The following is a 13945-nucleotide window of genomic DNA, read 5'->3' on the forward strand; positions in this document are numbered from 1 at the left end:
CTATCATTATTTTTGAAAGGACACTTCCGTGAACCTAGCTCCAGACTTAAACCAAGTTCAATCTATCACGCTAAAAAACGCACAGCTTAAAGTGTCCATTCTGACACTAGGTGCAAGCATTCAATCTATATATCTAAATGGCTACGAACATTCTTTAGTTTTAGGCTCACCAAAGCTTAGCGATTATATTCAAGGCGCAAAATACTTCGGTGCAATCGTTGGGCGAGTGGCAAACAGGACTAATAAAGGCCATGCGATAATTGACGGTAAAACTTATCAATTACCACCCACCTTACCTGAATCTCACCATTTGCATGGAGGGCCAACTGGTACTGGTAGTAAGAATTGGTCTGTTATTGAGCAAATCGACGACATGGTGCAGCTGCAAACTAAACTTGCTGACGGTGAAATGGGTTATCCAGGAAATATGACTGTCGATGTGTTTTATCGTCTACTCGATAGCACTTTAGAAATGGAAATTACCGCCACCACCGACAAGCTAACTATTTGCAATTTTGCTGGTCACAGCTATGTTAACCTTGATGGCAAAGGTTCTATTTTAGATCATCAACTAAGCATCAAAGCCAATCATTATTTGCCAGTCAATAACGAGCTAATTCCAACAGGAGAAGTCACCCCAACCGCTGGCAGCGCTTTCGATTTCCATCAGCTTCGCACCATAGGCCGTGAAGACTACCCAGGACTAGACACGAACTTCTGTCTTTCTCTTAATAGTAACCGCCCAGTGCAAACAGTTGCGACACTCAAAGGCCCAATTACTGGGCTAACGCTCAACTACCAAACAACTGAACCGGGTATACAAGTTTACGATGGCCGTCATATTCAACTCGACGCGCAATCAAATATAAACCAAGGGCCATTAACAGCTTACGCTGGCCTTGCTCTTGAAGCTCAACATTGGCCAGACGCCACTAATCAATCTCACTTCCCTCCTATCTCACTTGCACCTGAAGATACTTACCGACAAATTACGCGGTATGTATTCGGTTAACACTTAAATTCAAAGATTGAATCGCCACTAGTTAGCTAGTCGCTGTGCACCATATCTCAATTGTTGAGATACTTGGCTTCGGTTCAATAGGTAACAGCTCAAGTATATTGATGTATCCTATAACAGAGTTCATCTCAATGACCAAATTTTACTTTTAAAAAAGCAACAATACATCACTTGGTAAATATCATCCATAAACGGTACTAGAAGAAGCCACAAGACGTATAAACGTAATTATCACGTCTCTATTAGAGGCGATGACTTTTAACACTATAAAGCGTCATATCACTTAATAGAATAAAAATACAATAAGGTACAACAAGGTGTATGAACGAGAAGAAATATTATAAGTGGGGCTGTTCTGGATAAATTTCAAAATCAGCAAGATGCAAACAGAAAAATCGAGCTAACATGAGGCCATATTGATCAATAGAGTCACAAATCGGTCACACCAAAGTCACAAACGGAACTAGTGAAATTGTGAAATTGTGAAATTGTGAAATTGTGAAATTGTGAAATTGTGAAATTGTGAAATTGTGAAATTGTGATCAAAAAATGGTCGCAAATTAAATAAGTGTCTATATAGCAAGAAATGCTGTTAAAACAATGAGATAGGAGACTTTAGAAAAATCTAAACGATGGTGGGTGTGGAGAGGTTCGAACTCCCGACATTCGCCTTGTAAGGGCGACGCTCTCCCAACTGAGCTACACACCCAAATCGTAGTTTTACATCTTATCGAAAGATGGCGGAATGGACGGGACTCGAACCCGCGACCCCCTGCGTGACAGGCAGGTATTCTAACCAACTGAACTACCACTCCAACATGGTCTAGTACTTTTGCTTCTACCTGAGTAAAAGCCCACTGTCTAGTTAGTGGTGGGTGTGGAGAGGTTCGAACTCCCGACATTCGCCTTGTAAGGGCGACGCTCTCCCAACTGAGCTACACACCCAAATCGTAGTTTTACATCTTATCGAAAGATGGCGGAATGGACGGGACTCGAACCCGCGACCCCCTGCGTGACAGGCAGGTATTCTAACCAACTGAACTACCACTCCAACATGGTCTAGTACTTTTGCTTCTACCTGAGTAAAAGCCCACTGTCTAGTTAGTGGTGGGTGTGGAGAGGTTCGAACTCCCGACATTCGCCTTGTAAGGGCGACGCTCTCCCAACTGAGCTACACACCCAAATCGTAGTTTTACATCTTATCGAAAGATGGCGGAATGGACGGGACTCGAACCCGCGACCCCCTGCGTGACAGGCAGGTATTCTAACCAACTGAACTACCACTCCAACATGGTCTAGTACTTTTGCTTCTACCTGAGTAAAAGCCCACTGTCTAGTTAGTGGTGGGTGTGGAGAGGTTCGAACTCCCGACATTCGCCTTGTAAGGGCGACGCTCTCCCAACTGAGCTACACACCCAAATCGTAGTTTTACATCTTATCGAAAGATGGCGGAATGGACGGGACTCGAACCCGCGACCCCCTGCGTGACAGGCAGGTATTCTAACCAACTGAACTACCACTCCAACATGGTCTAGTACTTTTGCTTCTACCTGAGTAAAAGCCCACTGTCTAGTTAGTGGTGGGTGTGGAGAGGTTCGAACTCCCGACATTCGCCTTGTAAGGGCGACGCTCTCCCAACTGAGCTACACACCCAAATCGTAGTTTTACATCTTATCGAAAGATGGCGGAATGGACGGGACTCGAACCCGCGACCCCCTGCGTGACAGGCAGGTATTCTAACCAACTGAACTACCACTCCAACATGGTCTAGTACTTTTGCTTCTACCTGAGTAAAAGCCCACTGTCTAGTTAGTGGTGGGTGTGGAGAGGTTCGAACTCCCGACATTCGCCTTGTAAGGGCGACGCTCTCCCAACTGAGCTACACACCCCTTTCTTTTAACATCATTACCACTCTATTTATAAGTGGTGCCGCCACCAAGAGTCGAACTCGGGACCCTCTGATTACAAGTCAGATGCTCTACCAACTGAGCTATAGCGGCTTAACGCTAAAATCTTTTTAATTTACATGCTCAAAGCAAGTAAATGGTGCCGCCACCAAGAGTCGAACTCGGGACCCTCTGATTACAAGTCAGATGCTCTACCAACTGAGCTATAGCGGCATTACATGACGCAGTTTACTTTTAACACTTCCTAAGAAGTGGTGCCGCCACCAAGAGTCGAACTCGGGACCCTCTGATTACAAGTCAGATGCTCTACCAACTGAGCTATAGCGGCTTTAATAAAAGCCAAAATCTTTTTTTATTTCTCTTCAACACTTCTGATGAAAAGAAACTTTGACCAAAACTGGTGCCGCCACCAAGAGTCGAACTCGGGACCCTCTGATTACAAGTCAGATGCTCTACCAACTGAGCTATAGCGGCATTTCTCAAATTTTGGTCGGGACGGCAGGATTTGAACCTGCGACCACTAGCACCCCATGCTAGTGCGCTACCAGGCTGCGCTACGCCCCGAAACCAACAGCTAAAAAGTTAAACCTTGTCGCTGTCAGCGGGTGCGTATATTACTATAACGAATTGAAAAGGGAAGACTTTTATAAACTTTTTTTCGAATTAATCGTAGATCTATAATTTATAACCAAAACCGCTTAAACATTGATCTAAATATCATTCTAATCCAGCGATAACATCAATATCACTACCAAAACAAGACAATAGAACCTGCAAGCCACTTTCATAAGAAGCATCAACAGGTAAAGCGCCAAAATTAAAAAGCCACCCTGCAGGGTGGCTTTTAATGAACAAAAAGATCACATCATTCTTGCATATAATCTTCTACTTTCGACTTAAGCTTCTGTCCAGGTCGAAAAGTAACAACGGTTCGAGCCGTGATTGGAATCTCTTCCCCTGTTTTTGGGTTTCGACCGGGGCGCTGACTCTTCTCACGCACTTCAAAATTACCAAAGCCCGATAACTTCACTTGCTGCCTTTCTATTAGCGAACTGCGTACGACATCAAAAAAACCTTCAACAAGGTCTTTTGCATCTTTTTTACTCAGACCAATCGAATCTACTAAGTTTTCAGCAAGGTCCGCCTTCGTCAACGATCCCATAAATCTACCCCCTTACAACAGCCCCAAGTCTTACAGACAAAGCTGCGATAGTTTTCTCAACAGAGTTGTTCACTTCTTCATCACTAAGAGTGTGTGAAGGATGCTGCCACGTCAAGCCTAATGCGACACTTTTTTTCGTCTCATCAATACCTTGCCCTTGATAAACGTCAAAAACCAACACTTTTTTGAACCCCTCGCCTGCCGTTGTTGAGATCACCTTCTCTAGCTCACTTACCGGCACAGAACGATCCACTAGCAACGCAAGGTCACGACGCACCTCAGGAAAGCGAGACACCGCTTTATATTCAGGCAAAGTGGCTTTTAACACGGCATTCAAAGCAATATCAAAAACATAAATAGGCTGATTCGCACCCAATGTTTTAGACAACTGCGGATGCAGCTCCCCCATCAACCCCACAAACTGGCCATCTAAAAAGATATCAGCGGAACGACCAGGGTGTAAAAACTCGCAAGTTGAACGCTCGTAAGTTGGCTTACCACCATCATTGAGCGCAAACATAGCCTCGACATGCGCTTTAAGATCATAAAAATCGACCTTCTCACTACCGTGGTACCAAGCTTCAGCATGACGAGTGCCAGCAATTAAGCCTGCCACTTGCTGCTGTTGATCCAAATCGGCCAACGCATCAACAGAACCAATAAATCGACGACCTGTCTCAAACAAGCGAACGCGTGACTGCTGACGATTTTGGTTATAAAGATACGCTTTGACCAATCCTGGCACCAAACTTGGACGCATAACACCCATGTCTGCTGAAATTGGGTTAGACAATGGCACTGGGTCAATGTGAGGTAGAAACTGCTTACTTAATACCGGATCAATAAAGCTATAAGTTACAGCCTCTTGATAACCTTGAGAAACCAAGATAGAACGCAACACTTGAATCTGCGTTTTTGTCTCAGACAAAGGCGTAAAATTCACGGCCGCCTGAGGCATAGAAGATGGAAGGTTATCGTAACCATAGATACGCGCAACCTCTTCAATCAAATCCGCTTCTATCGCAATATCAAAACGATGGGACGGCGCTTTCGTCGTCCAAGCTTCGTCAGTTACCTCTATCATCTCAAGACCAAGACGCGTCAAAATATCTGTCACTAAATCTTTATCGATAGACACAGCCAAATACTGATCAAGTTTTTTGCGACGCAAGGTTACCAATGACGCAGATGGCAAAGTAGACTCATTAACCGTATGCGTAATCGGACCAACTTGGCCGCCGGCAATCTCAACAACCAGTGCCGTTGCTCGCTCAATTGCCCGCTCTTGCAAAGTAGCATCTACGCCACGCTCAAAACGATGAGAGGAGTCGGTATGCAAACCATAAGAACGCGCCTTACCAGCCAAAGATAATGGCGTAAAGAAAGCACTTTCAAGAAATATATCTTTTGTCTCTTCGCTAACGCCAGAACCTTCACCACCCATTACACCAGCGATGGCCAATGGCGTCTTCTCATCCGCTATCAATAACGTATCATCACGCAGCGATACTTCTTGGCCATCAAGCAGGACAATTTTCTCACCTTTATTGGCCATTCGCACAACAATTGAACCAGACAAATTCGCCAAGTCAAAGGCATGCATCGGCTGACCAAGCTCCAGCATCACATAATTAGTGATATCTACAATTGGATCAATTGAACGAATCCCACTGCGACGAAGCTTCTCAACCATCCACAGCGGAGTCTGAGCTTTAACATCAACACCACGCACAACACGGCCCAAATAACGAGGACATGCATCAGCCGCGTCCACTCTTACTGGAAAGGCGTCATCTATAGCAATATTAGCAGGAGCAACACTAACAGGTGTTACATCTGCCTTATTCAACACTCCCACTTCGCGGGCTAAACCCGCAATGCTTAAACAATCACTGCGGTTAGGTGTTAGGTCGACATCTATAATCTGATCATCAAGATTCAAAAAAGCACGGAAGTCTTCACCCGCTTTGGCAATATTGGGCAATTCCATAATGCCATCATGATCATCGCTCAAGCCTAATTCAGAAGCCGAACACAACATCCCAAAAGATTCTACTTGGCGAAGTTTCGCTTTTTTGATTTTAAAATCCGCACCTAGAACAGCGCCAATTTTAGCAAATGGAATTTTAATGCCTGGACGCGCATTCGGCGCACCACAAACAACCTGAAAGATCTCAGCACCATCAGACACCTGACAAACTTGCAGTTTATCAGCATTCGGATGTGGCTCAGCACTAACAATCTCACCTACCACAACTCCTGAAAATTCAGAAGCAACCGGCAAAACCTCATCGACTTCAAGGCCAGCTAAGGTTATCTGAGCAACCAAATCATCGCTACTGATGTCTGGATTGACCCACTCTCTTAGCCAATTCTCACTAACTTTCATAAAAACATCCTGGATTGACTGGTTACTTGAACTGCTTAAGGAAGCGTAAATCGTTTTCAAAGAACATACGCAAATCATCTACTTTATAGCGCAACATGGCAAAACGCTCTACGCCCATACCAAAAGCAAACCCCGTGTATTTCTCAGAATCAATTCCTGACATCTCAAGCACTTTTGGGTGAACCATGCCACAGCCCAACACTTCCAACCAAGACTCTTCACCTTTACTGTTCGTTCGCATGATATCCACTTCAATGGATGGCTCAGTAAATGGAAAATAACTAGGACGGAAACGTACCTTCAAATCATCTTCAAAAAAGACGTTCAAAAATTGCTGCAAAATTCCTTTTAGGTCTGCAAAAGAAATATTTTCGTCAATCAACAAACCTTCAACCTGATGAAACATTGGCGTATGCGTCTGATCCGAATCACAACGATAAACACGGCCAGGACAAATAATTCGAATGGGCGGCTGAGAGGTTTCCATCGTACGCACCTGAACAGGAGATGTATGCGTTCTTAGTACTGTTGATGGATTAAAGTAGAATGTGTCTTGCATTGCTCGCGCTGGGTGATGCGCAGGAATGTTTAGAGCTTCAAAGTTGTGATAATCGTCTTCGATTTCTGGCCCTGAGGCCACATCAAAACCAATACCACGGAAAAAAGTCTCGATACGCTCCATAGTACGAGTCACAGGATGCAAACCACCCACTTCTTGACCTTTACCAGATAGAGAAATATCAATGGTTTCAGTTGCCAGCTTCGCGTCAAGCGCGGCTTTAACAAGAGAAGCTTTGCGTTCAGTGATTTTCTCCTGAACTTGGTCTTTTGCTTCGTTGACCATTTGACCGAATTTCGGTCGTTCCTCTGCAGAAACATTACCAAGCTGTTTCAACAAAGCAGTCAGAGCGCCCTTTTTACCCAAATAATGCACACGTACATCATCCAGTGCGGACTCACTCTCAGACGCAGCCACTGCGCTCAGCGCATCAGCAAGAATCTGCTTTAGGTTCTCCATTTACACACTCCAAAAAATAAAATAGGGGAAGAACCAATGGCTCTTCCCCTATCAAAGACTGCATTGAGCAATTCGTTCTATTAAGACTAAATCCATCAAGATCGAATCACCCTAAGGCTACGTCAGAAATTAAGCCAAGCTTGCTTTCGCTTTTTCAACGATAGCAGCAAAAACTTCTTTCTCGTACACAGCTAGGTCAGCCAAAACCTTACGGTCAATTTCAATTGCAGCTTGTTTCAAACCTGCAATGAAACGGCTGTAAGATAGACCATTGATACGTGCAGCAGCGTTGATACGAGCAATCCACAGTGCGCGGAATTGACGCTTACGCTGACGACGGTCACGGTACTGATACTGACCAGCTTTGATAACAGCTTGTTTCGCTACACGAAATACACGACTACGTGCACCGTAGTAACCTTTAGCTTGCTTTAAAATCTTTTTGTGACGGCGACGAGCCTGAACACCACGTTTTACGCGAGGCATAATATAAACCTTATACTAATAAATTAATGAACTAAAAAAATCTAGACTTAGATGTATGGCAACATGCGTACAATTAACGCTTTGTCGCTTTGCGCAATCTGGTTCATAGAACGAAGATGACGCTTACGCTTAGTCGATTTCTTAGTCAAAATGTGACTAGTATGAGACTGCTTATGCTTAAAACCATTCGCGGTACGTTTGAAGCGCTTAGCTGCGCCACTGTGTGACTTAATTTTGGACATGATAAAACCACTCTCGCATTCGTTAATGTTAGTGTAATTTTTTAATACACATCACGTAACAAAAGCATTGCAATCATTACGTGCGTCTATTTAAAACTACTTCTTCTTTTTGGGGCCTAGCACCATAGTCAATTGACGACCTTCCATTTTCGCAGCTTGCTCTACTGCACCATATTCCTCTAAGTCTTGAGCGACTCGATTCATAAGTTGCATACCAAGCTCCTGATGGGCCATTTCACGACCGCGGTATCGTAGCGATACTTTGGCCTTATCCCCGCCTTCAAGGAAACGTATCAGGTTGCGGAGTTTTACCTGATAATCCCCTTCCTCCGTCCCTGGACGGAATTTCATTTCTTTAACTTGAATTTGCTTCGCATTTTTCTTTTGAGCAGCTTTTGCTTTCTTTGCTTCAAAAATATGCTTACCGTAGTCCATGATCTTACAAACAATCGGATCTGAATCAGCAATTTGCACTAGATCTAAAGCCGCTTCTTGAGCTGCTTTTAGTGCCTCTTCAAGAGAGACAACACCAACTTGTTCACCATCAGCTGCGATCAAACGCACTTCGGTTGCTCGAATGTTCTCGTTGATTAGAGGGCGCTGCTTACTAGCAGTACGTCCACGATTCATATTACCTTTTATAGTACTATCTCCACTTCTTGTTTACGGCTACGGCGAGCAACTTCTTTTTGAAGCAAATTCTCGAAATCGGATATACTCATCACACCAAGATCTTCGCCAGTACGAGTACGAACGGCAACTTGTTGCTGTTCAACCTCTTTATCACCAACTACAATCATATATGGTACGCGTTGAAGAGTATGCTCGCGAATTTTAAACCCGATCTTCTCGTTTCTCAAGTCAAGTTTTGCTCTAAAGCCATTTGAATTCAATCTTTTTGCCAAATCAGCACAATAATCTGCTTGGCGATCTGTAATGTTCATGATAACAACTTGTTCAGGTGCAAGCCAGACTGGAAATGCCCCTTCTGTCTCTTCGATCAAAATACCAATAAAACGCTCAAGAGACCCAACAATAGCACGATGCAACATAACTGGAGTTTGGCGAGAGCCATCTTCAGAGACATATTGCGCTCCCAAACGAGTCGGCATCGAAAAATCGACCTGAATAGTACCACACTGCCAAACGCGCCCGATGGCGTCTTTTAGTGAGAACTCAATCTTAGGCCCGTAAAACGCGCCTTCGCCTGGCAATTCTTCCCAATCCAACCCTGCTGAATCCAATGCTTCAGATAATGCTTTCTCAGCCTTATCCCAAACCTCATCGGAACCAACTCGTTGCTCAGGGCGAGTCGACAAACGATAAACGATATTATCAAAGCCGAAATCCGCATAAACCTCGTGCAACAGATCAATAAATTCAAACACTTCTTGCTGAATTTGCCCTTCTGTTACAAAGATGTGTCCGTCATCTTGCACAAAATTACGCACACGCATAATACCGTGCAACGCACCTGACGGCTCGTTACGATGACAAGAACCAAATTCAGCCATACGGAACGGTAAATCACGGTAACTTTTAAGACCTTGATTATATACCTGAATATGACAAGGACAGTTCATTGGTTTTACTGCGTAATCACGGTTTTCAGAATGTGTGGTAAACATATTCTCGTGATACTTACCCCAATGCCCTGATTTTTCCCACAACACCCTGTCAACTATCTGAGGAGTCTTAACTTCTTGATAGTTGTTATCAAGCTGTTTCTGGCGCATGTATTGCTCAACCGTTTGATATAAACGCCACCCTTTAGGGTGCCAGAAGACCATTCCTGGTGCTTCTTCTTGAACATGAAACAGATCCAATTTTTTACCTAACTTACGATGATCGCGTTTTTCTGCCTCTTCGATACGTGTCAGGTAGTTTTTAAGCTCTTTTTTATCATTCCAAGCTGTCCCATAGATACGCTGTAACATCTCGTTATTGGAATCGCCTCGCCAGTAAGCACCAGCCAACTTCATCAATTTGAAATGACGTAAAACACGTGTATTAGGCACATGTGGTCCGCGACACATATCCATGTATTCTTCATGATGGTATAGGCCAACCTCAGTTGTTGACTCATTCATATCATCAATCAAAGCAACTTTGTATGTTTCTCCACGATCAACGAATTGTTGGCGCGCTTCCGCTATCGGTGTCATTTTCTTAACAACATCGTAATCTTTCTTAACCAATTCAGCGATGCGTTTTTCAATGGCCACTAAATCATCAGGCGTAAAAGGACGTTCATACGCGATATCGTAATAGAAACCTTCATCAATCACAGGGCCGATTGCCATCTCAGCAGTCGGATACAGCTGCTTGACCGCATGACCAACAAGGTGAGCAAACGAGTGTCGAATAATTTCCACACCTTCAGGGTCTTTCCCCGTGATGATGCTCAATTTCGCGTCGTCAGAAATAAGTTCGCATGCATCGACAAGCTGACCATCTACACGACCCGCAATGGTCGCTTTAGCCAAACCAGGACCAATATCCTCGGCAACTTGCATTACCGACACGGCGTTTGAGAAAGAACGTTGGCTGCCATCAGGCAAAGTAATTACAGGCATTTTATTCCCCTATCGGAGTCAGTGGTGCTCCATACCAAAGAGCACATGTAAATTTCAGGGCATAAATTATCATTTTTCGATTATTCATGCGAATCTAATTTAAATAGGTGTTTTTTCTGCTAGTAATGGACATCCGCAAAAATCAAGCCTTTTTTCTGCCTTTAAGCCATAGACATTCTCTTCACGCAGAGTAAAATTGGCGTCCGTTTCACACAGACTTCAGTAATTAAAAGGCACTATGGATTTCAACGATCTTGACGACTACTGCATTGAGACCACTCAATCAGAACCCGAGCTACTTATCGAATTGGTTGAAAAAACCTATTCAGATATGGGCTACCCGAACAAGTTATCAGGAAAAACCATTGGTCGAACTCTGAAGCTTTTGGCAAAAATCGCCCAACCTAAACGCGCCCTAGAAATTGGCATGTTTACTGGTTATTCAGCCCTTTCTATTGCAGAAGGCATGCCGAGTGATGGCGAACTAATTTGCTGTGAAACCAATCCCCGAGCAATAGAGTTTGCTCAATCTTATTTTGATCGTAGCGAGTACGGCAGTAAAATCAAAGCCATCTTCGGCCCCGCACTCGACACAATCAAGTCACTTGAAGGTCAGTTTGACTTTGTCTTTATTGATGCAGATAAACGCAATTACCTAAACTACTACGAAGCGGTCCTACCGCTGGTTAGATCAGGCGGGCTTATCATTATCGATAACTCTCTATGGCAAGGAAGAGTGCTAGACCCAATAGAAAACAGCGATATCGCTGTCAACCAAGTCAACCGCTTAATTGCGAAAGACCTACGAGTTGAGAACGTTCATTTAAATGTTCGTGACGGTCTTAACATCGTCGTAAAACACTAACCCTATTTCTTATAGTCCCCATTCGCCTTTGATTCTACTCAGGCGAACGGGGGCTATGTGCTATTAAAAAGATATTACGTAAGAGGCAGCGATTTTGGTCGTTTTTAAAATCACAAACAACATTTCTGGAAAGCATTATATTGGCACTTCTTTCAACAGCGGCTTTCAACGATTCGAACAATACGTAGAAGCCACAAATGAAGGCCTTGATTTCCCCCTATACAATGACATTAGAGAAAATGGCATTGAGGCTTTTACTGTTGAAGAGCTTTTCGAAACAACCGACAAACAAGAACTGTACGAACTAGAAACCGACTATATCTCTATTTATAACGGCGAAAGTTTGCGCGGCTACAAAATCGCCCAAACGGCGGAAAAGTCGGCCAATTTAAGCTTTGGCAAAAAAGCACTGTTTGACGCCAATGGCGTATCGACGGCAGAGCAACCAAAGAAAACACGAAAAGCAGCCACAAAAAAAACCGTTGAATTACCTAAAAAAACAATTGAACCTAGCCCAACAGCAAAATCTTTTTTTGGCGAACTCATTGGCGAAGACAGAGTGGACGCACCACTCCCCCCCCCTGTTGTCGAAAAGAAAACCGCTCCAGCTCGCACCAAAAGCAAAGCAAGCATCCAAAAAATGCTAAGTGAAGCTGAAAAAATGTCGAAAAAAGAGCGTGAAGAAAAACTAAAATCACAACAACAAGCAGAAGCAGAAGAGATGGCCCTCATCATGGCAAAAATTGATGTGACATCCAAATCTGCCACCTCTGCATTTCGTCGCCGCAAAGGCTAACCCAAGAAACTAGACACAAAAAAGCTCAGTTAGGTATTTAACTGAGCTTTTTTAATGACTGAATTTTGTCTACCCGCAGATTGACAAAATAAACACATGAAAAATTAGGACCTTGCCTTCTTAAGCGTCTCAGAAATCATGAACGCCAACTCCAGAGACTGATCCGCATTTAAACGAGGATCACAATGCGTATGATAGCGATCCGCTAGATCCGCCTCAGTGACCTCGAAAGCACCACCAACACACTCTGTCACATTCTGACCCGTCATTTCAAAATGCACACCACCAGCGTAACTTCCTTCTGCGTTATGAACTTGGAAAAACTGCTGCACCTCTCTCAAAACATCATCAACTCGACGCGTTTTATAACCTGTAGAGGCCTTAACAGTATTACCATGCATTGGATCACTGCTCCAGACGACATTTTTACCTTCACGCTGAATCGCCTGAATCAGTTTCGGCATTCCGCTTTCTACTTTGTCAGCCCCCATACGCACAATAATATTCAGGCGGCCCGCCTCATTATTTGGATTCAAAACATCGCAAAGCCTCAATAAATCCTCTGGATCCATTGTTGGGCCTGCTTTAACCCCAATCGGATTCTGAACGCCACGCAAAAACTCAACATGCGCACCATCTAGCTGACGCGTTCTATCGCCAATCCATAACATATGAGCAGAACAATCGTACCACTCGCCAGTCAAACTGTCTTTTCGAGTCAGCGCTTGCTCATATGGCAACAAAAGCGCCTCATGCGAAGTGTAAAAATCCGTTTCTTTAAGTTGAGCTAGACCCGGCCCAATTCCACACGCTTCCATAAACTGCAAAGCATCATCAATTTTATCCGCAACACCTTGAAAACGACTACCTGCAGGGCTCGCATTCAAGAAATCTAAATTCCACTGGTGCACCTGATGCAAGTCGGCGAAACCACCTTGAGCAAAAGCACGAAGCAGGTTCATTGTCGACGCACTTTGATTATAAACCTGCACTAAACGATCTGGATCAGGAACCCTAGCTTGCTTTGTAAAATCAATACCGTTGATGATATCACCGCGATAACTCGGCAACTCAACACCACCAATAACCTCTGTTCCAGCAGAGCGAGGTTTAGCAAATTGCCCAGCCATACGACCTACCTTTACAACAGGGCATTTTCCTGCGTACGTTAATACCACTGCCATCTGCAGCATCACCTTAAACGTATCGCGGATATTATTAGCATGAAACTCAGCAAAACTTTCCGCACAATCTCCGCCTTGCAGTAAGAATGATTGACCATTCGCTACTTGAGCCAGCGCTTTTTTCAGCTGGCGCGCCTCCCCTGCAAAAACAAGTGGAGGCATTTTACCCAAAGTCTCTTCAACCCGAGACAAGTGCTCTGCATTTGGGTAAACCGGCTGCTGTAACGCCGTTTTTTCTCTCCAACTTGCTAATTCCCACTGTGACATAACCGTATACAACCTTTTTCTAAATATTTTCTGAA

General features: G+C 44.0%; 11 protein-coding genes and 16 tRNA genes. 3 read left to right on the forward strand and 24 right to left on the reverse strand.

Features of this window, described 5'->3' with window-relative positions:
* The first annotated feature begins 28 nt into the window (after positions 1-28).
* Positions 29-1012 carry an aldose epimerase family protein gene (locus AABA11_RS09235; protein WP_338267259.1) on the forward strand — a complete coding sequence of 328 codons (984 nt, stop codon included), beginning with the start codon at positions 29-31 and terminating at the stop codon, positions 1010-1012.
* A gap of 639 nt (positions 1013-1651) precedes the next feature.
* Here the strand turns inward: AABA11_RS09235 and AABA11_RS09240 are convergent.
* From AABA11_RS09240 to thrS, 23 genes are all read right to left on the reverse strand, one after another.
* Positions 1652-1727: transfer RNA gene (locus AABA11_RS09240), tRNA-Val, on the reverse strand.
* 29 nt (positions 1728-1756) lie between these two features.
* Positions 1757-1833 (reverse strand) — tRNA-Asp (locus tag AABA11_RS09245).
* A 54-nt stretch (positions 1834-1887) separates the two neighbouring features.
* Positions 1888-1963, reverse strand: a tRNA-Val gene (locus AABA11_RS09250).
* 29 nt (positions 1964-1992) lie between these two features.
* Positions 1993-2069, reverse strand: a tRNA-Asp gene (locus tag AABA11_RS09255).
* A 54-nt stretch (positions 2070-2123) separates the two neighbouring features.
* A tRNA-Val gene (locus AABA11_RS09260) sits at positions 2124-2199 on the reverse strand.
* A gap of 29 nt (positions 2200-2228) precedes the next feature.
* Positions 2229-2305, reverse strand: a tRNA-Asp gene (locus AABA11_RS09265).
* A 54-nt stretch (positions 2306-2359) separates the two neighbouring features.
* Positions 2360-2435, reverse strand: a tRNA-Val gene (locus tag AABA11_RS09270).
* Between the two features lie 29 nt (positions 2436-2464).
* Positions 2465-2541 (reverse strand) — tRNA-Asp (locus AABA11_RS09275).
* A gap of 54 nt (positions 2542-2595) precedes the next feature.
* Positions 2596-2671: transfer RNA gene (locus AABA11_RS09280), tRNA-Val, on the reverse strand.
* 29 nt (positions 2672-2700) lie between these two features.
* Positions 2701-2777 (reverse strand) — tRNA-Asp (locus AABA11_RS09285).
* A gap of 54 nt (positions 2778-2831) precedes the next feature.
* A tRNA-Val gene (locus AABA11_RS09290) sits at positions 2832-2907 on the reverse strand.
* A 35-nt stretch (positions 2908-2942) separates the two neighbouring features.
* Positions 2943-3018: transfer RNA gene (locus AABA11_RS09295), tRNA-Thr, on the reverse strand.
* Between the two features lie 44 nt (positions 3019-3062).
* Positions 3063-3138, reverse strand: a tRNA-Thr gene (locus AABA11_RS09300).
* A 39-nt stretch (positions 3139-3177) separates the two neighbouring features.
* A tRNA-Thr gene (locus AABA11_RS09305) sits at positions 3178-3253 on the reverse strand.
* Between the two features lie 70 nt (positions 3254-3323).
* A tRNA-Thr gene (locus tag AABA11_RS09310) sits at positions 3324-3399 on the reverse strand.
* A 13-nt stretch (positions 3400-3412) separates the two neighbouring features.
* Positions 3413-3489: transfer RNA gene (locus AABA11_RS09315), tRNA-Pro, on the reverse strand.
* 301 nt (positions 3490-3790) lie between these two features.
* A complete protein-coding gene (locus AABA11_RS09320; protein ID WP_012070280.1) occupies positions 3791-4087 on the reverse strand; it encodes an integration host factor subunit alpha in 297 nt (98 codons plus the stop codon).
* Positions 4088-4091: 4 nt separating this feature from the next.
* Entirely contained in the window at positions 4092-6476 is a 2385-nt protein-coding gene (gene pheT, locus AABA11_RS09325; protein ID WP_338267263.1) for a phenylalanine--tRNA ligase subunit beta, read from the reverse strand.
* Between the two features lie 22 nt (positions 6477-6498).
* Positions 6499-7494 carry a phenylalanine--tRNA ligase subunit alpha gene (pheS, locus tag AABA11_RS09330; RefSeq protein ID WP_265728017.1) on the reverse strand — a complete coding sequence of 332 codons (996 nt, stop codon included), beginning with the start codon at positions 7492-7494 and terminating at the stop codon, positions 6499-6501.
* A gap of 129 nt (positions 7495-7623) precedes the next feature.
* Entirely contained in the window at positions 7624-7980 is a 357-nt protein-coding gene (gene rplT, locus AABA11_RS09335) for a 50S ribosomal protein L20 (protein WP_112139413.1), read from the reverse strand.
* A 47-nt stretch (positions 7981-8027) separates the two neighbouring features.
* Entirely contained in the window at positions 8028-8222 is a 195-nt protein-coding gene (gene rpmI, locus AABA11_RS09340; RefSeq protein WP_012070284.1) for a 50S ribosomal protein L35, read from the reverse strand.
* Positions 8223-8318: 96 nt separating this feature from the next.
* A complete protein-coding gene (gene infC / locus AABA11_RS09345) occupies positions 8319-8852 on the reverse strand; it encodes a translation initiation factor IF-3 (protein ID WP_265728016.1) in 534 nt (177 codons plus the stop codon).
* 8 nt (positions 8853-8860) lie between these two features.
* Positions 8861-10798 (reverse strand): threonine--tRNA ligase, encoded by a 1938-nt coding sequence (gene thrS, locus AABA11_RS09350; RefSeq protein WP_338267272.1) that lies wholly within the window; start codon positions 10796-10798, stop codon positions 8861-8863.
* Positions 10799-11036: 238 nt separating this feature from the next.
* On the opposite strand from thrS, the gene AABA11_RS09355 reads away from it, so the two are divergent.
* Together AABA11_RS09355 and AABA11_RS09360 are read left to right on the forward strand one after the other, a co-directional pair.
* Positions 11037-11663 (forward strand): O-methyltransferase, encoded by a 627-nt coding sequence (locus AABA11_RS09355; protein ID WP_338267273.1) that lies wholly within the window; start codon positions 11037-11039, stop codon positions 11661-11663.
* Positions 11664-11757: 94 nt separating this feature from the next.
* Positions 11758-12459 (forward strand): GIY-YIG nuclease family protein, encoded by a 702-nt coding sequence (locus AABA11_RS09360; RefSeq protein WP_338267274.1) that lies wholly within the window; start codon positions 11758-11760, stop codon positions 12457-12459.
* 104 nt (positions 12460-12563) lie between these two features.
* Here AABA11_RS09360 and AABA11_RS09365 read toward each other — a convergent pair whose 3' ends face one another.
* Positions 12564-13910, reverse strand: coding sequence for a class II 3-deoxy-7-phosphoheptulonate synthase (locus AABA11_RS09365; RefSeq protein ID WP_338267275.1), 1347 nt, complete (start codon positions 13908-13910; stop codon positions 12564-12566).
* Positions 13911-13945: the final 35 nt, after the last annotated feature.

This window comes from Marinomonas pontica, from assembly GCF_036322735.1.
Lineage (GTDB): Bacteria > Pseudomonadota > Gammaproteobacteria > Pseudomonadales > Marinomonadaceae > Marinomonas > Marinomonas pontica.

Coding starts and splice junctions, on each gene's coding strand:
- infC (WP_265728016.1), bottom strand. CDS start 8,852: ATGAATCGTGGACGTACTGCTAGTAAGCAGCGCCCTCTAATCAACGAG.
- AABA11_RS09355 (WP_338267273.1), top strand. CDS start 11,037: ATGGATTTCAACGATCTTGACGACTACTGCATTGAGACCACTCAATCA.
- AABA11_RS09320 (WP_012070280.1), bottom strand. CDS start 4,087: ATGGGATCGTTGACGAAGGCGGACCTTGCTGAAAACTTAGTAGATTCG.
- AABA11_RS09365 (WP_338267275.1), bottom strand. CDS start 13,910: ATGTCACAGTGGGAATTAGCAAGTTGGAGAGAAAAAACGGCGTTACAG.
- rpmI (WP_012070284.1), bottom strand. CDS start 8,222: ATGTCCAAAATTAAGTCACACAGTGGCGCAGCTAAGCGCTTCAAACGT.
- pheT (WP_338267263.1), bottom strand. CDS start 6,476: ATGAAAGTTAGTGAGAATTGGCTAAGAGAGTGGGTCAATCCAGACATC.
- pheS (WP_265728017.1), bottom strand. CDS start 7,494: ATGGAGAACCTAAAGCAGATTCTTGCTGATGCGCTGAGCGCAGTGGCT.
- rplT (WP_112139413.1), bottom strand. CDS start 7,980: ATGCCTCGCGTAAAACGTGGTGTTCAGGCTCGTCGCCGTCACAAAAAG.
- thrS (WP_338267272.1), bottom strand. CDS start 10,798: ATGCCTGTAATTACTTTGCCTGATGGCAGCCAACGTTCTTTCTCAAAC.